Origin of the sequence: Pseudomonas sp. (assembly GCF_017744435.1) — a bacterium.
GTDB lineage: Bacteria > Pseudomonadota > Gammaproteobacteria > Pseudomonadales > Pseudomonadaceae > Aquipseudomonas.
In genome coordinates this window covers 1-23,852 of sequence record NZ_JAGIBG010000049.1, presented here as the reverse complement: position 1 = coordinate 23,852, position 23,852 = coordinate 1, and the positions used below count along the sequence as shown (strand labels likewise).

Annotated in this window: 22 protein-coding genes; 11 read left to right on the top strand and 11 right to left on the bottom strand. The window is 65.0% G+C overall.

The annotated features are described in order from the left end of the window. Positions 1-191 precede the first annotated feature (191 nt). The 5 genes from J7573_RS24530 to J7573_RS24510 form a co-directional block, all read right to left on the bottom strand. Positions 192-1,439, bottom strand: a complete 1,248-nt coding sequence (locus tag J7573_RS24530; RefSeq protein ID WP_294340987.1) for an FAD-dependent oxidoreductase — start codon at positions 1,437-1,439, stop codon at positions 192-194. Positions 1,440-1,441: 2 nt separating this feature from the next. After that, positions 1,442-3,019 (bottom strand): aldehyde dehydrogenase (NADP(+)), encoded by a 1,578-nt coding sequence (locus tag J7573_RS24525; protein ID WP_294340986.1) that lies wholly within the window; start codon positions 3,017-3,019, stop codon positions 1,442-1,444. A gap of 153 nt (positions 3,020-3,172) precedes the next feature. Beyond that, a complete protein-coding gene (locus tag J7573_RS24520; RefSeq protein WP_294340985.1) occupies positions 3,173-4,120 on the bottom strand; it encodes a dihydrodipicolinate synthase family protein in 948 nt (315 codons plus the stop codon). Positions 4,121-4,163: 43 nt separating this feature from the next. Next, positions 4,164-5,090, bottom strand: a complete 927-nt coding sequence (locus J7573_RS24515; RefSeq protein WP_294340984.1) for a 4-hydroxyproline epimerase — start codon at positions 5,088-5,090, stop codon at positions 4,164-4,166. Positions 5,091-5,113: 23 nt separating this feature from the next. Then, entirely contained in the window at positions 5,114-6,724 is a 1,611-nt protein-coding gene (locus J7573_RS24510) for an APC family permease (RefSeq protein WP_294340983.1), read from the bottom strand. 377 nt (positions 6,725-7,101) lie between these two features. On the opposite strand from J7573_RS24510, the gene J7573_RS24505 reads away from it, so the two are divergent. After that, the gene (locus tag J7573_RS24505; RefSeq protein ID WP_294340982.1) at positions 7,102-7,884 is read left to right on the top strand and encodes an AraC family transcriptional regulator; all 783 of its coding nucleotides are present in this window, start codon (positions 7,102-7,104) and stop codon (positions 7,882-7,884) included. Here the strand turns inward: J7573_RS24505 and J7573_RS24500 are convergent. After that, positions 7,872-8,759: a LysR family transcriptional regulator gene (locus J7573_RS24500; RefSeq protein ID WP_294340981.1), complete on the bottom strand. Its 888-nt coding sequence runs from the start codon at positions 8,757-8,759 to the stop codon at positions 7,872-7,874. The genes J7573_RS24505 and J7573_RS24500 overlap by 13 nt on opposite strands. 140 nt (positions 8,760-8,899) lie before the next feature. Between J7573_RS24500 and moaB the strand changes: the two genes are divergently transcribed. Further along, on the top strand, positions 8,900-9,439 hold the full coding sequence (gene moaB / locus J7573_RS24495) for a molybdenum cofactor biosynthesis protein B (RefSeq protein WP_294340980.1): 540 nt from the start codon (positions 8,900-8,902) through the stop codon (positions 9,437-9,439). 85 nt (positions 9,440-9,524) lie between these two features. On the opposite strand, the gene J7573_RS24490 is transcribed toward moaB, so the two are convergent. Together J7573_RS24490 and moaA are read right to left on the bottom strand one after the other, a co-directional pair. Beyond that, positions 9,525-10,424, bottom strand: coding sequence for a bestrophin family protein (locus tag J7573_RS24490; RefSeq protein WP_294340979.1), 900 nt, complete (start codon positions 10,422-10,424; stop codon positions 9,525-9,527). 20 nt (positions 10,425-10,444) lie between these two features. Beyond that, entirely contained in the window at positions 10,445-11,449 is a 1,005-nt protein-coding gene (gene moaA / locus J7573_RS24485; protein WP_294340978.1) for a GTP 3',8-cyclase MoaA, read from the bottom strand. A 355-nt stretch (positions 11,450-11,804) separates the two neighbouring features. Between moaA and J7573_RS24480 the strand changes: the two genes are divergently transcribed. Further along, a complete protein-coding gene (locus J7573_RS24480; protein WP_294340977.1) occupies positions 11,805-14,135 on the top strand; it encodes an FdhF/YdeP family oxidoreductase in 2,331 nt (776 codons plus the stop codon). A 118-nt stretch (positions 14,136-14,253) separates the two neighbouring features. Here the strand turns inward: J7573_RS24480 and J7573_RS24475 are convergent, their stop codons facing one another. After that, positions 14,254-14,715, bottom strand: coding sequence for an Lrp/AsnC family transcriptional regulator (locus tag J7573_RS24475; RefSeq protein WP_294340976.1), 462 nt, complete (start codon positions 14,713-14,715; stop codon positions 14,254-14,256). A gap of 125 nt (positions 14,716-14,840) precedes the next feature. Here J7573_RS24475 and J7573_RS24470 point away from each other — a divergent pair, with 125 nt between their 5' ends. After that, positions 14,841-16,025 carry a PLP-dependent aspartate aminotransferase family protein gene (locus tag J7573_RS24470; RefSeq protein WP_294340975.1) on the top strand — a complete coding sequence of 395 codons (1,185 nt, stop codon included), beginning with the start codon at positions 14,841-14,843 and terminating at the stop codon, positions 16,023-16,025. A 123-nt stretch (positions 16,026-16,148) separates the two neighbouring features. Here J7573_RS24470 and J7573_RS24465 read toward each other — a convergent pair whose 3' ends face one another. Continuing rightward, positions 16,149-16,385 (bottom strand): YdcH family protein, encoded by a 237-nt coding sequence (locus tag J7573_RS24465; RefSeq protein ID WP_294340974.1) that lies wholly within the window; start codon positions 16,383-16,385, stop codon positions 16,149-16,151. Positions 16,386-16,501: 116 nt separating this feature from the next. Between J7573_RS24465 and J7573_RS24460 the strand changes: the two genes are divergently transcribed. From J7573_RS24460 to J7573_RS24440, 5 genes are all read left to right on the top strand, one after another. Continuing rightward, the gene (locus J7573_RS24460; protein ID WP_294340972.1) at positions 16,502-16,867 is read left to right on the top strand and encodes a 5-carboxymethyl-2-hydroxymuconate Delta-isomerase; all 366 of its coding nucleotides are present in this window, start codon (positions 16,502-16,504) and stop codon (positions 16,865-16,867) included. Between the two features lie 167 nt (positions 16,868-17,034). Next, the gene (locus J7573_RS24455) at positions 17,035-18,672 is read left to right on the top strand and encodes a phosphoethanolamine--lipid A transferase (RefSeq protein WP_294340971.1); all 1,638 of its coding nucleotides are present in this window, start codon (positions 17,035-17,037) and stop codon (positions 18,670-18,672) included. 89 nt (positions 18,673-18,761) lie between these two features. After that, positions 18,762-19,895, top strand: a complete 1,134-nt coding sequence (gene rnd / locus J7573_RS24450) for a ribonuclease D (RefSeq protein ID WP_294340970.1) — start codon at positions 18,762-18,764, stop codon at positions 19,893-19,895. Then, positions 19,892-20,185 (top strand): YcgL domain-containing protein, encoded by a 294-nt coding sequence (locus J7573_RS24445; protein ID WP_294340969.1) that lies wholly within the window; start codon positions 19,892-19,894, stop codon positions 20,183-20,185. The genes rnd and J7573_RS24445 overlap by 4 nt, the downstream gene beginning before the upstream one ends. Before the next feature lie 2 nt (positions 20,186-20,187). Further along, positions 20,188-21,120 (top strand): D-2-hydroxyacid dehydrogenase, encoded by a 933-nt coding sequence (locus J7573_RS24440; RefSeq protein ID WP_294340968.1) that lies wholly within the window; start codon positions 20,188-20,190, stop codon positions 21,118-21,120. 130 nt (positions 21,121-21,250) lie between these two features. Here J7573_RS24440 and J7573_RS24435 read toward each other — a convergent pair whose 3' ends face one another. Then, a complete protein-coding gene (locus tag J7573_RS24435; RefSeq protein ID WP_294340967.1) occupies positions 21,251-21,844 on the bottom strand; it encodes a nitroreductase family protein in 594 nt (197 codons plus the stop codon). Positions 21,845-21,990: 146 nt separating this feature from the next. Between J7573_RS24435 and J7573_RS24430 the strand changes: the two genes are divergently transcribed. Then, positions 21,991-22,440 carry a YcgN family cysteine cluster protein gene (locus J7573_RS24430; RefSeq protein ID WP_294340966.1) on the top strand — a complete coding sequence of 150 codons (450 nt, stop codon included), beginning with the start codon at positions 21,991-21,993 and terminating at the stop codon, positions 22,438-22,440. A 40-nt stretch (positions 22,441-22,480) separates the two neighbouring features. After that, positions 22,481-23,689: a hypothetical protein gene (locus J7573_RS24425; RefSeq protein WP_159411672.1), complete on the top strand. Its 1,209-nt coding sequence runs from the start codon at positions 22,481-22,483 to the stop codon at positions 23,687-23,689. Positions 23,690-23,852: the final 163 nt, after the last annotated feature.

Sequence of the window (23,852 nt, the reverse complement as noted above, 5' to 3'; positions counted from 1 at the left end):
CACTAGCTTTCAGGCCTACGCGATCCCCCTGTGGGAGCCGCGCTTGCCGGCGATGGGCCGCGAAGCGGCCCCGGCAATTTATGCAACAACCTTGAAATCGTGGGGCCGCTTCGCGGCCCATCGCCGGCAAGCGCGGCTCCCACAGGGGGATCGCGTAGGCCTGAAAGCTAGTGGTTTTCCGGTGGGAGCAGTCAGAAGCGATCCAGCCGGTAGGCCCCCAGGTCGGGGGCGCTGGCCTGCGCAGCCAGATGCCCCACCCATTCCGCCGTCACCGCTGCCTGGGTCAACCCCAGATGCTGGTGCCCGAACGCCAGCAGCACCCGCCCATCACACACCCGGTCGATCACCGGCAACGAGTCCGGCAACGATGGCCTGAAGCCCATCCATGGCGTCGCGCCTTCAACGCTCAGGTCCTGCCGGAACAAGCCTTTGCTCAACCGGTGCAACTGCCACGCCCGCTGCATGCTGGGCGGCGCATCGAGGCCGGCGAACTCTACCGTGCCGGCCAGGCGCAGCCCGCCAGCCATGGGCGTCATGATGAACTTGCGCTCCAGCGAGGTGACCGCGAACGGCAGGCGCTGCTGCTCCTGCGGCAGCATCAGGTGATAACCCCGCTCGGTGTCCAGCGGTACACGCTTGCCGGTCAGCGCTGCCGTCAATTGCGCAGAATGTGCGCCGCAACTGAGCAGCACCTGGCGCGCCTTGAACGTCCCCAGGTCACTGGCCAGGCTGACCCCGTCGCCGTGCAGTTGCCCGCCCGCAACCCGCGCCTGGACGAAACGCACACCGCTGGCCTTGGCCGCTTCGAACAGCGCGCAGACCACCTGGTAAGGGTCGATGAAGTGCCCGGTGCGCGGGAAGAACAAACCGCCCAACAGCGCAGGATTCAACTGCGGTGCGGCCTCGCGCACGCGCTCGGCCGACCAGAAATCCACCGCCACGTCCTGTTGCTGCATGCGCGCCTGCAAGGCGTGCAACGCCTGACGCGACTCAGGCCGTTCGAACACCAGCAGAGAGCCATCTTCCTTGAACAGCTCGCTGCGCCCGATCGAGCCCAGCAAGCGCTGCCAGGCGCCCAGGCTGCCTTCGTTCAGCGCCCGGATACCGGCCACGCTGCGCTGGAATGGCGCCGGGCGCAGGTTGAGCAGCAGCCGGGTGAACCACGGCATGGCCTTGGGCAGGTACTTCCAGTCCAGGCGCAACGGCCCCATCGGGTCGAGCAGCATGCGCGGCAAGCGCTTGAGGATCGACAGGTCGGCGATCGGGAACACCTGCTCGGTGGCCAGGTGCCCGGCGTTGCCGTAGGAGGCGCCCTGGCCGGGCGCCTGGTGATCGAGCAGCAGCACCCGACGGCCCTGGCGGGCCAGTTGCAGGGCGCAGGCCACGCCGACGATGCCGGCGCCAACCACGGCGATCTCGGTTTCAGGGGTGTCGACCATGCTCAGGCTTCCCGTTTACCGTCGAGCAAGCGCCGCAGCTGCAGCGGGTTGCCGTGCTGGAGCGCCTGCGGCAGCAGGGCATCGGGGAAGTCCTGGTAGCACACCGGGCGCAGGAAGCGCAGGATCGCCGCCGTGCCGACCGAGGTGGTGCGGGCATCGGAGGTGGCCGGGAACGGCCCGCCGTGGACCATCGCATCGCACACCTCGACACCGGTCGGCCAGCCGTTGACCAGAATGCGCCCGGCCTTGCGTTCCAGGGTCGGCAGCAGGGCGCGGGCGCTGTCGATGTCGGCATCGTCCAGTTGCAGCGTCGCGGTCAGCTGGCCTTCAAGGTGCTCGGCCACCTGGCGGACCTGCTCGTCGCTGGTGCAGGCCACCACCAGCGAAGCGGCGCCGAACACTTCAGCCTGCAACGCCGGGTCGCTGAGAAACGCTTCGGCCTGAGTCACGAACAGCTGTGCCTGGCATTGGTTCGGCCCTTGCTGCGCCTGGCCGCTGGCGGCAACCTTAGCGTTGGCGTTGTTGGCCAGGGCGCCGACGCCAGCCGTGTAGGCGCTGGAAATGCCTGGGGTGAGCATCGTTTGCGCTGCGGCCTGACGCACATGCCCGCTGGCCGCCTCGATGAAGCGCTGCAGCGCCGGCCCCTGGCGGGCGATCACCAGGCCCGGGTTGGTGCAGAACTGCCCGGCGCCCTGGGTCAGCGAGGCGACGAAGCCTTGCGCCAGTGCTGCGCCACGGGCCTGCAACGCGGCGTCGAAGAGGAACACCGGGTTGATCGAGCTCATTTCGGCGTACACCGGAATCGGCTCCGGGCGGGCCTGGGCCGCCTGGCACAGGGCAATGCCACCGCTGCGCGAACCGGTGAAGCCGACCGCCTTGATGCGCGGGTCGCTGACCAGGGCGATGCCCACTTCACGGCCGGCGCCATACAGCAACGAGAACACGCCTTCCGGCAGGCCGCAGTGTTTGACCGCGCGGGCCACGGCCTGGCCGACCAGTTCACTGGTGCCGGGGTGCGCGGCGTGGGCCTTGACCACCACCGGGCAGCCGGCGGCCAGTGCCGATGCGGTGTCGCCGCCGGCTACCGAGAAGGCCAGGGGGAAGTTGCTGGCGCCGAACACCGCCACTGGTCCCAGGGCCACCTGGCGTTGACGCAGGTCGGCGCGCGGCAGCGGCTGGCGTTCGGGCAGGGCGTTGTCGACCCGCACATCGAGCCATTCGCCGCTGCGCACCACCCGGGCAAAGGTGCGCAGTTGCGTGCAGGTGCGGCCACGCTCGCCCTGGATGCGCGCCTTGGGCAGGCCGCTTTCGGCCACGGCGCGGTCGATCAGTGCATCGCCCAGCGCTTCGATTTCGCTGGCGATGGTTTCGAGGAAATGGGCGCGCTGTTCCAGCGAGGTTTCGCGGTAGGCGTCGAACGCCGCCCAGGCCAGTGCGCAGGCCTGGGCCACGTGTTCGCCGGTGCCGCCGGCGTAGGCGGGCTCGAGGGCCTGGTTGGTGGCCGGGTCGATGGCGCGGATCGCGTCGCGGCTGCCGGGTACGGCGCGCTGGCCGATCAGCAGGTTACCTGTCAGGGTCATGGGGCGTCCTTTGAATTCAGGAATGAAAAGCTTCAAGCAGAGGCGATCCCTGTGGGAGCGGGCTTGTCCCGCGAACACCGGCGAAGCCGGTGCCATGCACCGCGGTGTCTGCTTCGCGGGGCAAGCCCGCTCCCACAGGGAATGTGTATGCCCTCAGGCCAGGTTCTGCTCGGCCGACCAGCTGGCGTACCACTTGCGGAACAGCGCGTACTGCTGCTCGGCATAGTTGCGCTGGGCATCGGTCAGCACATCGGTTTCGTTGAAGTGCAGGCTGTACTCGCTGTCGCCGTTGAGCACCATCAGGTGCTTGTAGTACAGCACCAGGTCGCAGCCTTCATCGAACGACGACAGCACCGCCAGCGCCGCTTCCAGTTCACGTGCCAGGCGGCGGGCCTTGGCGTCACCCTTGGCGGCCTGCTTGCTCAGGCTCACCAGCTGCAGCACTTCACGCGGCAGGGCGTTGCCGATACCGGTGATGGCACCGGTGGCGGCGCAGTTGACGAAGCCATGCACCACCTGGGTGTCGACGCCGACCATCAAGGTCACGTCGTCATCCTTCGAGGTGATGTGCTCGGCGGCGTAGCGCAGGTCGGCACCACCGCCGAACTCCTTGAAACCGATCAGGTTGGGGAATTCGCGACGCAGTTCGAAGAACAGGTCGGCGCGGGTGGCGAAGCCGTAGTAGGGGCTGTTGTAGATCACCGCCGGCAGCTTCGGCGCGGCGGCGAGAATGGCCGAAAAGTGGTGTTTCTGGGCAATCAGCGAAGCACCGCGGCTGAGCACGCGAGGGATGACCATAAGGCCTGCGGCACCGACCTTGGCCGCGTGGGCAGCATGGGACACGGCTTCACGGGTGTTCACCGCACCGGTGCCGACGATGGTCGGAATGCCGGCGGCCACCAGGCGGGCCACGCCTTCCTGGCGTTCGGCTTCGGTCAGCAGCGGCCAGTCGCCCATCGAACCGCAGTAGACCACGGCGCTCATGCCGGCTTCGATCAGCTCGCGGCCTTTGCGCACCAGGGCGTCGAAGTCCGGTTTGCGCGCGGCGGTGCACGGGGTCATCAGGGCAGGCATGGTGCCGGTGAAGATGTTGTCAGTCATTGTTGTCACTCCTGGCGATATTCAGTGGTTTAAAAAGCCGGGTTCAGATGCCCCAGGCGAAGGGATCCTGTTCGTCGATCAGCAGGGTGCTGTCGGCGGTCATGTAGGCGCGGCCGGTGATGAACGGGCGAATGCGCTCGCCGTCGCGCTGGTAGCTGCCGTGGAACTGGCTGCCGGTGATGCTGGCCTGGACCCAGGTCTGGCCTTCTTCGAGCTTGCCGTCGGCGGCCAGGCAGGCCAGCTTGGCGCTGGTGCCGGTGCCGCAGGGCGAGCGGTCGTAGGCCTTGCCCGGGCACATGACGAAGTTGCGGCTGTCGGCATGGGCGTCGTCGGCGAACAGTTCGACATGGTCGATCGGCGCACCGTGCTCGCCAGTGATGCCCTGGGCTTCGAGGGCTTTGAGCATGGCCCAGGTGTAGTCGGTGAGGGCTTCGCGGTTGTCCAGTTCGATGCGCTGGCCGTGGTCGGAGACCAGGAAGAACCAGTTGCCGCCCCAGGCGATGTCGCCGCGCACCACGCCATGCCCGGGCACATCCACCGCCACCTGCTGGCGATAGCGGTAGGACGGCACGTTGCCGACGGTGATGGCGCCGTCTTCATGCAGGGTGGCGCTGACCTGGCCGACCGGGGTGTCGATCTTGTGCACGCCGGGCTCGATCAGGCCCAGGTGCTGCAGCGAGGCAACCAGGCCGATGGTGCCGTGGCCGCACATGTTCAGGTAGCCGGCGTTGTTGAAGAAGATCACCCCGCAGGTGGCGTCGGCCGATACCGGTGGGCAGTACAGCGCGCCGACCAGCACATCGTTGCCGCGTGGCTCCAGCAGGCAGGCACGGCGCCATTGATCGTGCAGCTCGCGCAGTTCGTCGCGCTGCTCGGCCATGCTGCGCCCCTGCAGCGGCGGGAAGCCTTTCATTACCAAGCGGGTTGGTTCGCCGCCGGTATGCGAGTCGATGACGTGAATCTGTTTCATGGGCTTGTCCATTGCTAAGAGGATCAGGAGGCGACGGCGGGGCGCACGCTGTAGGTTTCAGCCGAGGCTTCGCTTTCATCCTCGCCTTCCAGGCGCACCAGGTGAGCCGGCACGCCGGTGGCCGCGCCCCAGTAGTAGATGCCCAGGGCGCAGGCGGCCACGGCCAGGGTGTCGAACGGGTGGCTGAGCACGCCCAGGCCGCCGAAGCTGCCCAGCCAGGACAGCAGGATGGTCACGGCGTAGAAGCCGATCAGCCAGGCCGACGAGCGCACTTGCTGGGCCAGCGACAGGTGTTGGGTCGGGACGAAACGGCCGCACAGCAGGTACAGCACGAACATCACGATCTGCAGGGCCAGCAGCCAGGACACGGTGCTCCAGCCCGACCAGTAGACGATCAGCGCGGCGATGATGAACGACAGCGGGCCGAGCACGCCCATGCCCTTGACCCGGAACGGGCGTGGCATGTCTGGCGCATTGCGGCGCAGGGCGGCGACGGTGACCGGGGCCACGGCGTAGCTCAGCACCAGGGCGGCGGACACCACGTTGATCAGCGCTTCCCAGGAAGGGAACGGCAGGGTCCAGAACACCGACAGGCCGAAGGTCAGCCACAGCGCCGGGCGCGGGATGCCGGACTCGGCGTCGATGCGGGTGAAGTACTTGAAGAAGGTGCCGGTCTGTGCCCAGCCGTAGACCACGCGCGGGGTGGCGTTCATGTAGATGTTGCCGCAGCCGCTGGGTGAGATCACCGCATCGGCCACCACCAGGTAGGCCAGCCAACCCACACCCAGGGCCAGGGCGATGTCACGGTAGGGCAGGGCCAGTTCCTTGGTCACCGCGGCCCAGCCGTTGGTGAGCATTTCGGTCGGTATGCTACCGAGGAAGGCCAGTTGCAGCAGGGCGTAGATCGCGGTGGACAACAGCACCGAGAGGATCAGCGCGATCGGTATGGTGCGCTGGGGGTTCTTCACTTCGCTGGCCACCGAGATGATCGGCGTCAGGCCCAGGTAGGCGAAGATGATGCCACCGGCCGACACCGCCATTTCCACGCCGGACAGGCCGAACGGGGCGAAGCCCTGGACTTCGAAGTTCTCAGGCTTGAAGAAGGTGAACAGCACGCCGATCACCAGCAGCGGTACGATGAACTTGAACACGCTGACCAGGTTGTTGGCCTTGGCGAAGGTCTTCACGCTGCGGTAGTTGAGGAAGAAGAACAGCCCCAGCAAGGCGAACTGCACCAGCCAGCCGAGCACCGTCGGGTCGCTGGAGCCGGCCTTGGTCAGCCCGGGGAACCAGGCTGCGGCGTACTGGCGCGAGGCGACCACTTCGATGGCGATCAGGCTGGAGAAGGCGATCAGAGTGATGAAGCCCATCAGGTAGCCGAGCAGCGGGCCGTGGGAGTACACCGGGTAGCGCACCACGCCACCGGCACGCGGCAGGGCGGCACCGAGTTCGCAGTAGACGATGCCCAGCAGCAACACGGCGAACCCGCCGAGGAACCAGGAGAGGATACCGGCCGGGCCGGCGATGGCCGAGACGTGGCTGGCGGCGAACAGCCAACCGGAGCCGAAGATGGCGCCGAGGCCGATGAAGGTGAGGTCGAGCAATGACAGCTGTTTCTTGAATTTGCCTGACATGGGTGCGCCTTTTTGTAGGTTTTGGATAGGCAGGTCTGATGTCACGTGTTGCGGCTTTTTACGGCCGCGCTCTTGTAGGTCTTGGGCGGCTTGCGTGGGGCATAGAGTGGACCCGAACGGGGCGGGGGTTCTTGATGGTTTTCTGCAGGCGGGATGACGAAATCGGCACAGATGCAGAAAAGAGTGGCGGGTATGCAAGTTGGGTGGGTAGGCTGCAGGCCTTGATGCATAAGGCTTTGGAGATTCATGGGTATTGATGGCCCTTTCGCGGGCAAGCCCGCTCCCACAGGTATGGCGCAAGATTCGAAAGCTGTGGTGTACCTGTGGGAGCGGGCTTGCCCGCGAAAGGGCCGGTACAGCTGGCAGAGAACCTGAAGATGACCGACACCCCCCTGGCAACCCTGTACCAGTCCTTCGACCAGCACCGCCCGGCCACCCTCGAGGCCCTGCTGGCCGGTGTGTCGCTGCTGCTGCCGATCCTCGACGCCATCCCCAACGCCGCGATCTTCATCAAGGACCCGGCCGCCCGCTATGTGCTGGCCAACACCACCCTGGTCCAGCGCTGTGGCCTCAAGCGCCTGCAGCCGCTGCTGGGCAAGACCAGCGCCGAGGTGTTCCCGGCGCAACTGGGCCCCGGCTACACCGAGCAGGATCGCCGCGTACTCAAGGATGGGCTGGTGCTGGAAGACCAGCTCGAACTGCACCTGTACGGCAGCCGTGAACCGGGCTGGTGCCTGACCCACAAGCGCCCGCTGCGCAATCCGGCGGGCGAGATCATCGGCCTGGTGGGCATCTCCGTCGACCTGCAGTCAGCCGCCGACACCCACCCCGCCTACCAGCGCCTGGCCGCTGTGGACGAACACATCCGCAGGCACTTCCACCAGCCGATCAGCATGCAGGAGCTGACCCGTATCGCCGGGATTTCCGTGGCGCAGCTGGAGCGCTACTGCAAGCGGGTGTTTCACCTCACCCCGCGGCAGATGATCCACAAGGCACGCCTGGAGCACGCCCACCGGCTGCTGCATTCCGATTTGCCGATCACCGAAGTGGCACTGCGCTGCGGCTACACCGACCACAGCGCGTTCAGCCGCCAGTTCAAGCAACTGACGGGTTTCACCCCCCGCCAGTACCGCCAGGCGACGGCAGATCAGGCCGGTTGAAACAACCGCTTGGCTTCGTCGAAGCACTGCTCGGCAATCGCCGAGCGTGGCTCGCTGCGGCGCAGCAGCAGGCCGACCGGGCTGTGGATGCTGGCGTCGGCGATGGGGATGATGCGCATGTGTTCGCTGAGGTCTTCCAGGCCGCAGCCCAGCGGCATGATCGCGCAGCACACGCCGGTGTTGATGGCCTGCACCAGCTGGAAGGTCGAGTCGCTTTCCAGCACGGCATTGGGCTCGAGGCCGCGGCTGCGGAAGCTCAGGTCCAGTGACTGGCGGTAGTGCATACCCTTGCTCAGCAGGCCCAGGGGAATGTCGCCGAGCTCTTCCCAGCGCAGGCTGTCGGTGTCGAACTGGAAGTGCTGGGTGTCGAACAACAGGCCCATGGTGGTGGTGCCCAGTTCGATCACTTCGAAGAAGTTGGCGTTGACCTGGTCGAGGTAGCAGATGCCCAGGTCGAGCTGGTTGCGGCTCAGGCCGTCCATGATCTGCTCGGTGCTGTGCGAGCTGAGCTGGAACTGCAGCTCGGGGTACTTCTCGCGCAGCGGCAGCAGCAGGTGCATGGGGTTGAAGCTGGCCAGCGGCACGGTGCCCAGGCGCAGGCTGCCGACCACCTGGCCACGGCAACTGGCGGCCTCGGCCTGCAGGCCGTCATGGGCGGCGAGCAGGGTGCGGGCCCAGGCCAGGATGCGCTCGCCCGCCTCGGTGAAACCCTCGAAACGCTGGCCGCGCTTGACCAGCACCAGGTCCAGTTCGTCCTCCAGGTTGCGCAGGCGCATGGACAGGGTCGGCTGGGTGATATGGCACAGCGCCGCGGCCTGGCCGAAGTGGCGGGTCTGGTCGAGGGCGATGAGGAACTTGAGCTGCTTGATATCCATGGAAGTGCCTGGCGTCTGGTTGTGCAGACCTTAACCCACGTCTGCGATAGATGTCATTGATCGGCCGGTTCGCCATTTCGATTGGACGCTTGCCGGGCTTGCCTCTAGCGTGACGACAATGCCATTCAAGGAGCTTCACCGTGCGCGTCCAACCCGATGCGGTCTTCGTACCGCTGAACATCGCCGTGCTGACCGTCAGCGATACCCGTACCTACGACAACGACACCTCTGGCGAGCTGCTGGCCAGCCGCTCGGTGGAGGTCGGCCATCGCCTGGTGGCGCGGGCGTTGCTCAAGGACGACCTGTACAAGATCCGCGCCCAGGTGGCGACCTGGATCGCCGATGACGATGTGCAGGTGGTGCTGATCACCGGTGGCACCGGCTTTACCGGGCGTGACAGCACGCCGGAGGCGGTGCAGTGCCTGCTGGATCGGAGCGTCGATGGCTTTGGCGAACTGTTCCGCGCCTTGTCCATTCTCGATATCGGCAGCTCGACGGTGCAGAGCAGGGCGCTGGCGGGGATTTCCAACGGCACCCTGGTGTGCTGCCTGCCCGGCTCGACCGGCGCTTGCCGTACTGCCTGGGAAGGCATTCTGGTGGAGCAGCTGGATGCGCGGCATCGGCCCTGTAATTTCGTGAAGCATTTGAAGCCTATCGAAGCCTGCGAGAGTCGCGGTTAGCCTGCCCCGGCCTCTTCGCGGGCACGCCCGCTCCCACAGGGATCACGCCTTACCTGTGGGAGCGGGCGTGCCCGCGAAGAGGCCATCAGCTCAGTACATAGTCCACCGGCAGCAACACCGGCGGCAGCGGCTCGACTCCCAAAGCCCCCAGCACATCCCGCTCCACGGTCCTGACCATGGCATCCATCGGAAGGTCGTTCTCATCCCGCCCGAATGGGTCCTCCAGTTCGTTGCCAATCGCATCCAGGCCGAAGAAGGTGTAGCCGACGATGGTGGTGAACAGCGGTGCCAGCCAGCCCAGCGGCTCGGCCAGGGCGAACGGCAACAGCAGGCAGAAGATGTAGATGGTCCGGTGCAGCAGCAAGGTATAGGGGAACGGTAGCGGCGAACCCTTGATCCGCTCGCAGGTAGCCTGCACCTCGGTCAGCCCGGCCAGGCGTTGTTCAAGCAGGGTATAGCGCCATTCGCTGATCTGCCCTTGCTCTGCCAGCCGCGAGCAGTGGCTGCCAACGTCGCGCAGGATGCCATCGCACACGTTGTACTCAGCCACCGGGGCTGCTGCGTTCAGCCACGGGCGTGTGGCGTTCACTTCGTTTTCGTTGCGCAACCGTGCATTCAGGCCATGGGCAAACCCGCACAGGCTGCGCAGCAACTCGGCGCGCAGTGTCGGGTCGGTGATCACCTGGCTTTCGCGGATGAACGAGCGGGTTTCGATGATCAGCTTGCCCCAGGCCTTGCGCCCCTCCCACCAACGGTCGTAGCAGGCGTTGTTGCGAAAGCTCATGAAGATCGACAGCGACAGGCCAAGCAAGGTGAACGGCGTGGCGCTGACCGGGTAGAAGAACGCCGGAAAGTGCCGCTCGACCAGCACGATCAGCGCAGCCAGCAAGGTCACCATCAGGCAGCGCAGGGCAATACGCTTGACGATCGAACCCTTGAGGGTAAACAGCACACGCAGTACATCGGGGCGGGGGTGGACGATCATGGAAATCCAGAGGCGGCCGATCAGCCGCCGGTCATGTTCATGAAACGCAGGATCTGCACCTCGCCACCGACCTCGAAGTGATGGCGATAGGGCTTGAGGTGCAGCGAGTCGCGGATGGCCTTGTCCAGCCGTGCGGCATCGCCGGGGTGGGCACGCAGCACCTGCTTGAGGTCCATCGAGTGTTCGTTGCCCAGGCACAGCAGCAGGCGGCCTTCGACGGTCAGGCGCACGCGGTTGCAGGTGGCGCAGAAGTTGTGGCTGTGCGGCGAGATGAAGCCGACGCGGGTGCGCGCGGCTTCGGCCAGGCGCCAGTAGCGCGCCGGGCCCTGGGAGGATTCGGTGGATTCGATCAGGGTGAAGTGCTCGGCCAGGCGCTCGCGCACTTCATCGCTGGAGCAGAACGACTCGCCGCGCTCATGTTCGTTGATCACCCCCAGCGGCATCTCTTCGATGAAGGTGATGTCCAGCTCGCGGTCGATGGCAAAGCGCACCAGGTCGACCAGCTCGTGGTCGTTGCGGCCCTTGAGCACCACGCAGTTGAGCTTGGTGCGCTGGAAACCGGCCTGGCGTGCGGCGTCGATGCCGGCGATCACCTGGTGGAGATCGCCGGTGCGGGTCAGCTGCTTGAAACGCTCGGCATCGAGGCTGTCGAGGCTGATGTTCAGGCGCGTGACACCGGCGTCGAACAGCGGCTGGGCCAGGCGCCCGAGCTGCGAGCCGTTGCTGGTCATGCACAGTTCACGCAGGCCGGGCAGGGCGGCAATGCGCCCGCACAGGTCGACGATGCCCTGGCGTACCAGCGGCTCGCCACCGGTGAGGCGGATCTTGCGGGTGCCGAGGGCGACGAAACGCTCGGCCACCTGAAACAGTTCTTCGAGGCTGAGGATCTGCTGGCGCGGCAGGAATTGCATGTCTTCGGCCATGCAGTACACGCAACGGAAGTCGCAGCGGTCTGTGACCGACATCCGCAGGTAGTCGATTTTCCGGTTGAAGCCGTCGATCAGGGCCCGGCTGTTCTGTTCCACGTTGGCGCTCGAAAGGAAATGGGGGGCTACAGGATCCAAGCTATCGCCTGTGGCCAGCCCCGTCAAATCGCTTTCCCTGACTGCTTGATCAATGTCCTCTATCACGGCTGCAGGCCCCATTTTTAAAGGGCTGTAACCGCGTCGAGGCCTTCGCGGGCACGCCCGCTCCCACAGGGATTGCGCAGATTTCGAGTGCGGTGATGTACCTGTGGGAGCGGGCGTGCCCGCGAAAGCTGCGGCGCGGTGCCAGCCCATGATCGAAATGGCTTATCAAGGGGTAAGACATATCGATTGGACGGCTCTATCGCTGGGTCCATACGCTGGAAGAAAGCATCGAAGCGTGAGGATTGACCGCATGAGCCAGGACCAACACATCAGGGACTACAAGGGCCCCGCCGCCGGCTGGGGCGCGCTGAAAAGCGTGACCAAGAGCTGGCTGGGCAGCGAGAACGCCTTCAAGAACCTGCGGGCCATGCTCAAGACCAACCAGAACGGTGGCTTCGACTGCCCGGGCTGCGCCTGGGGCGAGTCGCCGGAAGGCGACATGGTCAAGTTCTGCGAAAACGGCGCCAAGGCGGTGAACTGGGAAGCCACCGGCCGTTCGGTGGACCCGGCATTCTTTGCCAAGTACAGCGTCAGCGCGTTGCTCGACCAGACCGACTACTGGCTCGAGTATCAAGGCCGCCTGACCCACCCGATGCGCTACGACGCGGCCACCGACCACTACGTCGAAACCAGCTGGCAAGAAGCCTTCGAGCTGATCGCCCAGCACCTGCGTGCGCTCGATTCGGCCGATCAGGCCGAGTTCTATACCTCGGGCCGGGCCAGCAACGAGGCGGCGTTCCTCTACCAGCTGTTCGTTCGTGCCTACGGCACCAACAACTTCCCTGACTGCTCGAACATGTGCCACGAAGCCAGCGGCGCCGGCATGTCGGAAACCCTCGGGGTGGGCAAGGGCACCGTGGTGTTCCACGATCTGGAACTGGCCGACGCGATCTTCGTCATTGGCCAGAACCCCGGCACCAACCACCCGCGCATGCTCGAACCGCTACGCGAGGCGGTCAAGCGCGGTGCCCAGGTGGTGTGCTTCAACCCGCTCAAGGAGCGTGGCCTGGAACGCTTCCAGCACCCGCAGCACCCGTTCGAGATGCTCAGCAACGGCTCCGAGCCGACCACCAGTGCCTACTTCCGCCCGGCCCTGGGCGGCGACATGGCGGCCATGCGCGGCATCGCCAAGTTCCTCTTGCAGTGGGAGCGTGAAGCCCAGGCCAAGGGCGAACCGGCGGTGTTCGACCATGCCTTCATCGCCGAGCATACCAGTGGCCTCGATGACTACCTGGCGGCGGTGGATGCCACCTCCTGGGAGCACATCGTCAAGCAATCGGGCCTGACCCTGGCCGAGATCGAACTGGCTGCGCGCATGTACCGCAAGGCCGAGCGAGTGATCATGTGCTGGGCGATGGGCGTCACCCAGCATCGCCATTCGGTACCGACCGTGCAGGAAATCGTCAACCTGCAGCTGCTGCGGGGCAACGTCGGCAAACCGGGTGCCGGCCTGTCGCCGGTACGCGGCCACAGCAATGTGCAGGGCGACCGCACCATGGGCATCGACGAGAAGCCCAAGGCAGCGCTGCTCGATGCCATCGAAAAACGCTTCAAGTTCCGCGTGCCGCGTGCCCACGGGCACAACGCGGTGCTGGCGATCAAGGCCATGGAAGAGGGGCAGGCCAAGGTATTCGTCGCCCTGGGCGGCAATTTCGCCCAAGCCACGCCGGATACCCCGCGTACCCACGCGGCGCTGCGCAACTGCGCGCTGACTGTGCAGATTTCCACCAAGCTCAACCGCTCGCACCTGGTCACCGGGCGCGATGCGCTTATCCTGCCGTGCCTGGGCCGTACCGAGATCGACATGCAGGCCGAGGGGCCGCAAGGCGTGACGGTGGAAGACACCTTCAGCATGGTGCATATCTCCAACGGCCAGCTGCGCCCGCGTTCGGCGCACATGCGGTCGGAGCCGTGGATCATCGCCGGCATGGCCAAGGCCACCTTGGGCAACCAGCCGATCGACTGGGAATACGCGGTCGCCGACTACAACCGCATTCGCAGCATGATCGCCGACGTGATCCCGGGCTTCACCAATTTCAACGAGCGCCTGCAGCACCCGGGTGGCTTCCATCTGGGCAACAACGCGGCGGATCGAAACTTCCGCACGGCCACCGGCAAGGCACGCTTCATGCCCCACGCGCTGCCGGAGGAACTGGTCAATGCCAAGGTGCTGGCGCGGGGCGACAAGCCGGACCTGATCCTGCAGACCATGCGTTCGCACGACCAGTACAACACCACGCTGTACGGGCTCGATGACCGTTATCGCGGGGTGTTCGGCCTGCGCGAGGTGGTGTTCGTCAGCGAAGCGGACATCCGCCGCCTGGGCTTCGAGCCGGGCGAGCAGGTGGACCTGGTGTCGCTGTGGGAGGATGGCGTCGAGCGGCGGGTGTCGGGCTTCCGCCTGGTGCCCTACGACATTCCGGATGGCCAGGCGGCGGCGTATTACCCGGAGACCAACCCGCTGGTGCCGCTGGAGAGTTATGGCGAGGGGACGTACACGCCGACGTCCAAGTTCATCGCGATCAAGCTGGAGAAAGCCAAGGCCGGAAACCGGATCGAGGCGGTGCTCGCTTCGGATTGATGGGTTGCCTGGGCCGGCCTCTTCGCGGGCACGCCCGCTCCCACAGGGCCCCCACAGTTCTTGAAATCTGTGGCGTCCCTGTGGGAGCGGGCGTGCCCGCGAAGAATCCAGCGCCGATTCAAAGTCGATGCACCGGCAAGGCCGTGGTGTATTTCATCTGCTCCATTGCAAAACTGGAGGTGATGTTCGACAGCCCGTCGGTGCTGTTGATCAGCTTCTTGTAGAAGCGGTCATACGCCGCGATGTCGCCCACCACCACTCGCAGCATGTAGTCCCAGTCCCCGGACATGCGGTAGAACTCCATCACCTCCTCGAACCCTTTCACCGTCGCCGCGAACTGCTCCAGCCAGGCGCTGTCGTGGCGCTGGGTCTTGAGTTGGACGAACACGGTCAGCCCCAGCCCCAGCCGCTCGGGGTCGAGCAGGGCGACACGGCCAAGGATGTAGCCTTCCTCTTCCAGGCGCTTGACCCGCTTCCAGCACGGCGTGGTCGACAGGTTGACCGCTTCGGCCAGGTCCTTGAGCGAGATCGAGGCGTCGCGCTGCAGCAGGGTGAGGATGTGTTGGTCGAAACTGTCCATGGCAGGGCGAAACCATCGAGAAAAATTTTCCCCAGATTACCCTAGGGTTAGGAAAATTTCCTGCATCGGTCCGGCATTGCCGCCGCGCCGGGTTGTTGCCATAGTTACAGGCTTGAATCCTGCCAATGGGCCCGACCATGTCCGACAAGCCGCGTAATTTCGCCACCCGTACTATTCACGCCGGCGAGCAGTTCAGCGTTGCCGACAACGCCATCTTCCCGCCCATCTACACCGCCAGTTCCTACATCAAGCGCAGCCTCGACGATAACCCCGAATACGCTTACAGCCGTGTCGGCAATCCGACCCGGCATGCCTACGAAAGCTGTGTTGCCGCGCTGGAGGAGGGCGTCGGTGCGGTGGCCTGTGCATCGGGTGTGAATGCCACCGCCACGGTGCTGGAGTTGCTGCCCAAGGACGCCCACGTGGTGGTGATGAATGGCGTTTACGGCGGCACCTTCCGCATCCTCGAAGACTACCGCGGACGTACTTCGGGCCTGACCACCACCTATGTCGACCTCAATGACGTCGAGGCGGTGGCGGCAGCGATCAGGCCAGAGACCCAACTGATCTGGATCGAATCACCGACCAACCCGTTGCTGCACCTGGTGGACATCAAGGCGGTGTGCGACCTGGCCCGTGCCCGCGGCATCCTCACCTGCATCGACAACACCTTCTGCTCGCCGTGGAACCAGCGCCCGATCACCCTCGGCGTAGACCTGGTGATGCACTCGGCGAGCAAGTATATCGGTGGCCATTCCGACCTCACCGGGGGCGTGGTGGTTGCAGCCAATGACCAACTGCTGGCGCGGCTGCGCAAGATCAGCATGGCGGTAGGCGCGATCCAGGGGCCGTTCGACTGCTACCTGGCCCTGCGCGGGCTGAAGACCCTGGATGTGCGCATGGAGCGCCAGTGCGCCAATGCGCTGCAGGTGGCGCGCTTCCTCGAAGGCCATCCGCAGGTCGAACAGGTGTTCTACCCAGGGCTGGAAAGCCACCCGCAGCACGACCTGTGCAAGCGGCAGATGCGCGCTGGCGGAGCGGTGGTGGCGATGAAGATCAAGGGCGCTGACCGGGCGGCGCTCAATCGGCTGGTCGAGGCCCTGCAGATCTTCGTGCTGGCCGACTCGCTGGGTGGGGTGGAGAGCATGATCAACCACTCCTGGAGCATGTCGCACAACTCGTTGAGCCCGGCGCAGAAGGGCGAGATGGGGATCAGCGAGAACCTGCTGCGGTTGTCGGTGGGGATCGAGGATTACCGCGACCTGATCGAAGACCTCGATGGCGCCTTGAAGGCTTCAGCGGCTGTGTGAGGGCTACCGGCCTCTTCGCGGCTAAAGCCGCTTCCACAAGTACAGCGCAGCCCTCAGATTATGCGCTGTCCCTGTGGGAGCGGCTTTAGCCGCGAAGAGGCCGGTGGATTCAATAGAGAACGCTCAGGACTTCGGCGGATGAATGATCCGTTCGATCTTGTCCTTGAGCAGCAACCTTTCCTTGCGCAGGCGGTTGACTGTCTCGTCGTTGGTGCCATTGGCCTCGGCGGCCAGCACCTCCTTGTCCTTGGTATTGTATTCCTTGTGCAGCTTGTGAAGGTCCTGGTCCTTGTCTATGAGCGCCTGGAATGCGTCAGCGGTAACGTGCAGGTCAGCGAGCAGATCATGCGGAACTGGCATTTCTTCACCTCTGTCAGGTTGTCGGTAAGGTCCTGACCTTTGAGGATAGCCGCCTTTGCGCAGGTGGGGGACTGGGGTAGGCTGTCGCATCCTTTCCCGTGCCTGGAACCTGCGCCATGCCTCACCTGAACCTGGAATACAGCGACAACCTGCGCGAGCTCAACGTCGATGTGCTGTTGCTGCGCCTGAACCACGCCCTGGTCGGCAGTGGCCAGTTCGCCGACGAGGCCGACATCAAGAGCCGGGCCGAGGCCTTCAGGCAGTACCGGGTCGGCACCGCGCCGGGTGAGCGGGCCTTCGCCCATGTGCGCCTGGCCATCCTCAGCGGGCGTTCACCCGAGGTGAAGCAGCAGTTGTCGAACGGTTTGCTCGAAGTGTTGCGCGAAGCCATCCCGGCCCAGGCCGGCGTGGACATCCAGCTGTGCGTCGAAGTGCTCGACATCGACCGCGAACCCTATGCCAAGGCGCGTCTGCACGGCTGAACAAATGCTGAATGAAGTTAATTTAATGTAAAAAAATGCATCGGCTTACGAATTTGTTACCGTCTTTTTCACGAAAAATTGATGGTGCGCTTTCTAGAGTTCGCCCGACTTTCCCACGGTGCCTTCTGGCCTGGGGGGTTGATAACCACTCTTGATTGCGAATGCCGATGCTCAACTTCAAATCCCTGCGGACTGAATGGGTCACGCTGTTGGCCAGCGTTTACCTGCTGGTCGGTCTCAACATGTTCCTCTGGAAGCACCTGCAAGAGGTGGTGCCCGCCGGGGTATCGGGGCTTTGGCTGAGCCTGGCGTTCGCCGTGCTGATGTTGTTCGCGTTCAACCTGGTATTGACGCTGTTCGCCTTCCGTTTTGTATTCAAGCCGCTATTGATCGTGCTGTTCGTGAGTGGGGCGGGTGCCGCTTACTTCATGAACCAGTATGGCGTGCTTATTGATGCCGGCATGTTCCGTAACATGGCCGAGACCAATGTTTCGGAAGTGCGCGACCTGATGTCGTTGAAGTTCGCGGCGTACATTCTGTTGCTCGGCGTATTGCCGTCGGTACTGCTGTGGAAAGCGCAGATCGCCTACCGCCCTTGGCACCGCGAGCTGCTGGGCAAGCTGGTGGTCAGCGGGGCCTGCGTGGTGGCGCTGGGCTCGGTGGCCCTGGTCAACTATCAAGGGCTGTCGTCGCTGTTTCGCAACCACCACGAATTGCGCCTGATGCTCACCCCGAGCAATGTCGTCGGCGCGACCATCGGTTATGTCAACGAGCGCGTCGGTACCGCTGCGCGTCCGTTCCAGAATTATGGCGAAGATGCCAAGCGCGATGCCGCCTGGCAGAAACACGAGCGCAAATCGCTGACCGTGCTGGTGGTCGGTGAAAGTGCGCGGGCCGATCACTTCGGCGTGCTGGGCTATGACCGCGATACGACGCCGAACCTTGCCAAGGAGCAAGGCCTGGTGAGTTTCTCCGATGTGCATTCCTGCGGTACCGAAACCGCTGTCTCGGTGCCGTGCATGTTCTCCGGCATGAAGCGCAAGGAATACGACGCCCGTGTGGCGAAGAACCGCGAAGGGCTGCTGGACATCCTCCAGCGTGCCGGCCTGGCCGTGCAGTGGCGCGACAACCAGTCGGGTTGCAAAGGCACCTGCGACCGCGTGCAGTTCATCGACGTCAGCAACCTCAAGGACCCGCAGCTGTGCGCCAGCGGCGAATGCCATGACGAAATCCTGCTGCAGGGCCTGGGCGAGCTGATCGACAACCTCGACAAGGACACCGTGCTGGTGCTGCACCAGATGGGCAGCCACGGCCCCGAGTACTTCAAGCGCTACCCCAAAGACGGCGAGCGCTTCAGCCCGGTGTGCCAGAGCAATGCGCTGGACCAGTGCAGCGAGCAGGAGATCATCAACGGCTACGACAACACCCTGGCCTACACTGACAAGGTGCTGTCCTCGCTGATCAATACCCTGCGCAGCAAGCAGGACAAGGTCGACACCGCGATGATCTACCTGTCCGACCATGGCGAGTCGCTGGGCGAATACAACCTGTTCCTGCACGGCACCCCATATGCCATTGCCCCGGAACAACAGAAGCACGTGCCTTTGCTGACCTGGTTCTCCGACAGCTACAAGGAAGACTTCGGTATCGACACCGACTGCCTGGCCAAGCTGAGCGATGCACCGCTGTCGCAGGACAACCTGTTCCACTCGATGCTGGGCCTGCTGCAGGTGCACACCGAGGTCTACCAGCAGTCGCTGGACATGTTTGCCAGCTGCCGGCCGTGGTTGGCCGCCCAGCGCTGAGGCCGTTCATCTAATCCAGGGATGGCGCAGGTTTCACCAGCAGGGCCCGCGCCGTATATACTGCGCGCCAATGTTTGTGGGAGAGCCTTGTGGCCATCGAAATTCACTGGATCCGTGACGACCAGACCCTGGCCGAACACTGCCGCAAGTGGCGCGAACTGCCCTTCGTGGCGCTCGACACCGAGTTCATGCGGGTCGACACCTTCTACCCGAAAGCCGGCCTGGTGCAGGTCGGTGACGGGCAGCGGGCTTTCCTCATCGACCCGCTGCTGATCGGCGACTGGCAGCCGCTGGGCGAACTGCTCGACGACAGCAGCGTGGTCAAGGTGCTGCACGCCTGCAGCGAAGACCTCGAAGTGCTGCTGCGCCTGACCGGCAAGCTGCCGCAACCGTTGTTCGACACCCAGTTGGCCGCCGGTTACCTGAACCTGGGCTTCTCCATGGGCTATTCGCGCCTGGTGCAGGAAGTGCTGGGCATCGAGCTGCCCAAGGGTGAAACCCGCTCTGACTGGCTGCAGCGCCCGCTGTCGGAAACCCAGGTCAGCTACGCCGCCGAAGATGCCGTGCACCTGGCCGAACTGTTCGCTGCCCTGCAGCCGCGCCTGTCAGGCGACAAATATGCCTGGGTGCTGGACGACGGTGCCGAGCTGGTGGCCGCCCTGCGCCGTGAGGTCGAACCCGAGATCCTCTATCGCGACGTCAAGCTCGCCTGGAAGCTGGGCCGCCAGCAGCTGGCGGTGCTGCGCGAATTGTGCGCCTGGCGCGAGCGCGAAGCACGCAGCCGCGACGTGCCGCGCAACCGCATCCTCAAGGAACACTCGCTGTGGCCCATGGCCAAGAGCCAGCCGGACAACCTGTCGGCCTTGGCCAAGATCGAAGAAATGCACCCGCGCACCATTCGCCAGGACGGCGCCTTCCTGCTCCAGCTGATCAAGCGCGCCGGCAGCCTGCCGCCCGAACAGTGGCCTGAGCCGCTGCCTGAGCCGCTGCCGATCGAAGCCGCCGGTATCCTCAAGCGCCTGCGCGCCATCGGCCAGGCCGAAGGCGAGCGGCTGGGGATCGCCCCCGAGCTGATGCTGCGCAAGAAAGCCCTGGAAGCCCTGCTCAAGAGCGGCTATCCCAACGGCCCCTACCAACTGCCCGATTCGCTGCGCGGCTGGCGCCGTGAGCGGATGGGCCAGGCCCTGCTCGACGACCTCGCAGGCGCCGGAGACAAGCAATGAAACGTATCTGCTCGATCTACAAGAGCCCACGCAAGAACGAAATGTACCTCTACGTGCTCAAGGCCGAAGGCCTGGAGCGGGTGCCAGAGGCGCTGCTGCCCTTCTTTGGCAAGCCGGTGCATGCCTTCGACCTGGTGTTGACCCCTGAGCGCCAACTGGCCCGCGAGGACATCACCAAGGTGCTGGAAAACCTCGAGACCCAGGGTTATCACCTGCAGATGCCACCGGCCGAGGACGAGTACATCGAGCACTTGCCCGAAGAGCTGCTGCGCCGTAACGACCCGGTCTGATCATGCGTGTACTGATCGCTGAGCATGATCATGCTCGATACGCCGAGCTATTGCGCGAGGCAGCGCCGCAGCTGGAAATCCTGACCAGCAGCGACTCCGCCGAACTGGCCCGCCAGGCACCGCAGTGCCCGGTCTGGCTGGGCCAGCCGGATTTGCTGGCGAGCCTGCTGCGCCAGGGGCACAAGCCGCAGTGGATGCAGTCGACTTGGGCGGGCATCACGCCGTTGCTGGCCGAGGGCCTGCCACGTGATTACCGCCTGACCCGCGCCGTGGGCATCTTCGGCCAGGTGATGGCCGAGTACATGCTGACCTACATGCTCGGCCACGAGCGCGAAGTGCTGTCGCGCCTGGTCAGCCAGGTCGAGCGACGTTGGGATGACCGCCCGGGGCGTACCCTGGAAGGGCGCAAGGTGCTGATCGTCGGTACCGGCGATATCGGTCAGCGGGTGGCGGAGTTCCTCGTGCCGTTTGGCGTGAGCCTTTATGGCATCGCCAGCAGCGCCCGCGAACAGGCGCCGTTCATCGAGGTCGCGGGGCTGGCGGATTTGCCGCGCATGGTCGGGCAGGTGGACTACGTGCTCAACCTGCTGCCGGACACGCCGGCTACCCATGACCTGTATGACGCGGCGCTGTTCCAGTGCTTCCAGCCCACGGCGCTGTTCATCAACGCCGGGCGCGGCGCGGCGGTGGTCGATGGCGACCTGGTCGAGGCGTTGAAGGAAGGGCACCTGGCCGGGGCAGTGATCGACGTGTGCCGGCAGGAGCCGCTGCCGCAGCGGCATCCGTTCTGGACCGCCTGGGGCTTGTTGCTGACCGGGCACAGCTCGGCGCCCACCTCGCCGGCGGCCATGGTGCGGTTGTTTGCCGAGAATGTGCGGGCGTATGCAGAGGGGCAGGGGTTGCGTGGCGAAGTCGACTTCGCCCGGGGTTACTGATCTCTTAAGCCTGCTCCGGCCTCTTCGCGGGCTCGCCCGCTCCCACAGGTACGGCGCCGCCCTCAGGCTGTGCACTATCCCTGTGGGAGCGGGTTTACCCGCGAAGAGGCCGGTACAGGCCATACAAGCCTTACAGGCTGAAATCACCCTCAGCCGCCAGCTCGCTCAACGGCCGACGCGGGCTCGGCACTTCACGCGCCTGCAGCGCCTCGTCCAGGCTGGCCTTGTCGCCCAGCTTGCCGATTGCCACCATGGCATGCAGCTCATAACCTTGCGGAATCTTCAGCTCCTGGCGTGCCAGTGCCTGGTCGAACCCGGCCATGCCGTGGGTGTGCCAGCCGCTGATGCTGGCCTGCAGCGCCAGGTGGCCCCAGGCGGAACCGGTGTCGAAGGTGTGCCACAGCGCCGGCTTTTCTTCGGTGGTGCCAGGTGCCGCGAAGGTGGTCTTGGAAATGATCAGCACCAGCGCCGAGGCCTGCTGCGCCCAGCTGCGGTTGAACGGTACCAGCAGGCTCAGGTAACGCTCCCAGCTCGGCGTGTCGCGGCGTGCATACAGGAAGCGCCAAGGCTGCGAGTTGTAGGCCGACGGCGCCCAGCGTGCCGCTTCGAGGAAGCTCAGCAGGGTCTCTTCGCTGATCGGTTCGGCGGTGAAGGCGCGTGGTGACCAGCGGTTGATGAACTGCTCGTTGATGGCGTAATCGGCAATGCGGGGGGTGGCGCTCATGGTTGCTCCTGCAAGGGGATGGCAAAGCACGCACGCTACTGCGTCCGCCTGGCACTGACAAGCGGTCTGGCGTTGCCGAAGGCCAGGCTCTAGACTGGCGCCGCCGCGCACCGCGGCCACCAAGATGACTGCAGGAAACCCGTGTGATGATCGCTGACAGCGCGCCGTTCTGGCGGCGCAAGACCCTCGAACAACTCAGCCCGCAAGAGTGGGAGTCGCTGTGTGACGGCTGCGGCCTGTGCTGTTTGCAAAAACTCGAGGATGAAGACGACAACAGCGTCTATTACACGCGCATCGCCTGCAAGCTGCTCGACCGCGATACCTGCCAGTGCAGCGACTACCCCAACCGCTTCGCCCATGTGCCCGATTGCATCCAGCTCACCCCGGGCAAGGCCGACCAGTTCAAATGGCTGCCGAGCACCTGTGGTTACCGCCTGGTCAGCGAGGGCAAGGACCTGCCCGAGTGGCACCACCTGGTGTGCGGTGACCGCAATCAGGTGCATGAACAGCGCATCTCGCAATCGGGGCGTATGCTCAGTGAACATGATGTGGACGAAGACGACTGGGAAGACCACCTGATTTTCCGCGCCAGCTGAACGGCGCCCCCGTCGCCTCTGAGGAACAAGGAGTTTCGGTATGCGTTGCCAGTGGTTGTTGCTCCTCGGGCTTGTGGCGTGTTCGCCGGCCTGGGCGAAAAAAGTCGACCTCGATTACCAGGTGCGCCTGCTGCCTGCCAATGGCCAGGCCGAAGTGCGCCTGACCTTGGCCGAAGGCAGTGCCGTGCGCAGCCTGGATTTCGACCTGGGCAAGGCCGACACCTATAGTGGCTTCCAGGCCGACGGCCAGTGGCAGCAGCAGGGCGAGCGCGGCGTGTGGCACCCGGCGACGGGCAAGACCAGCCTCAGCTACCGGGTGAAGCTGGACCAGAAACTGCGCAGCGGCGCCTACTCCTCGCGCATCACCCCGCATTGGGCGCTGTTCCTGGGTGATCAGCTGGTGCCGCCTGCGCGTCTCGACCAGCAGGACGGCACCGAGCTGGTGGCACGCCTGACGGTCGATTTGCCTGAAGGCTGGAAGAGCATCGAAACGTCCTGGCCACGCATCGGCAAGGACAAGTTCCGTATCGACAACGTGTCCCGCCTGTTCGATCGCCCGACCGGCTGGATGCTCGCAGGTGACCTTGGCAGCCGCCGCGCCCGTCTGGGTGAGACCGACGTGACCGTGGCCGCGCCAGTAGGGCAGGGCATGCGGCGGATGGACAGCCTGACCTTGCTGACCTTCGTCTGGCCGCAATTGCAGGCGGTGTTCCCGCGCAACCCGGCCAAGTTGCTGCTGGTGGGGGCCCGTGATGGCATGTGGCGCGGGGCGATGGCTGCCGACGGTTCGATCTACCTGCACAGCAGCCGGCCGATGGTCAGCGAGAATGGCAGCAGCCCGCTGCTGCGCGAGCTGGTGCAGCTGTTTGCGCAGATTCGTGTGCGCGACAACAGCGACTGGCTGGGCCAGGGCCTGACCGAGTACTACGCCACCGAGCTGTTGCGCCGTGCTGGCGGCATCAGCGACGACCGCTACGAGGTGTGGCAGGCACGCCTGCAGAAGCTGGGTGGCAAGGTCACCCAGCTGCGTGCCGAGCATGCCAGCCCGGCACAGGTGGCCCGTGGGGTGATGGTGTTGCAAGCGCTGGACAAGGAAATCCGCATCCATACCCAGGCCAAGCGCTCGCTGGATGATGTGACCCGGGCGCTGATGCGCCTGCCCAGCGTGAGCACCGAAGAGTTCGTGCAGATCAGCGAGAACGTGCTGGGGCGCCGGTCCGACGTCCTGCAAAGCAAAGCCCTGCGCTAGCCTGCACCGGCCTCTTCGCGGGCTTGCCCGCTCCCACAGGTACCGCACAAATCTCAGGACCTGTGGTGATCCTGTGGGAGCGGGCAAGCCCGCGAAGAGGCCGGTGCAGGCTAGCGCAGGGCTTTGCTTTGCAGGACGTCGGACCGGCGCCCCAGCACGTTCT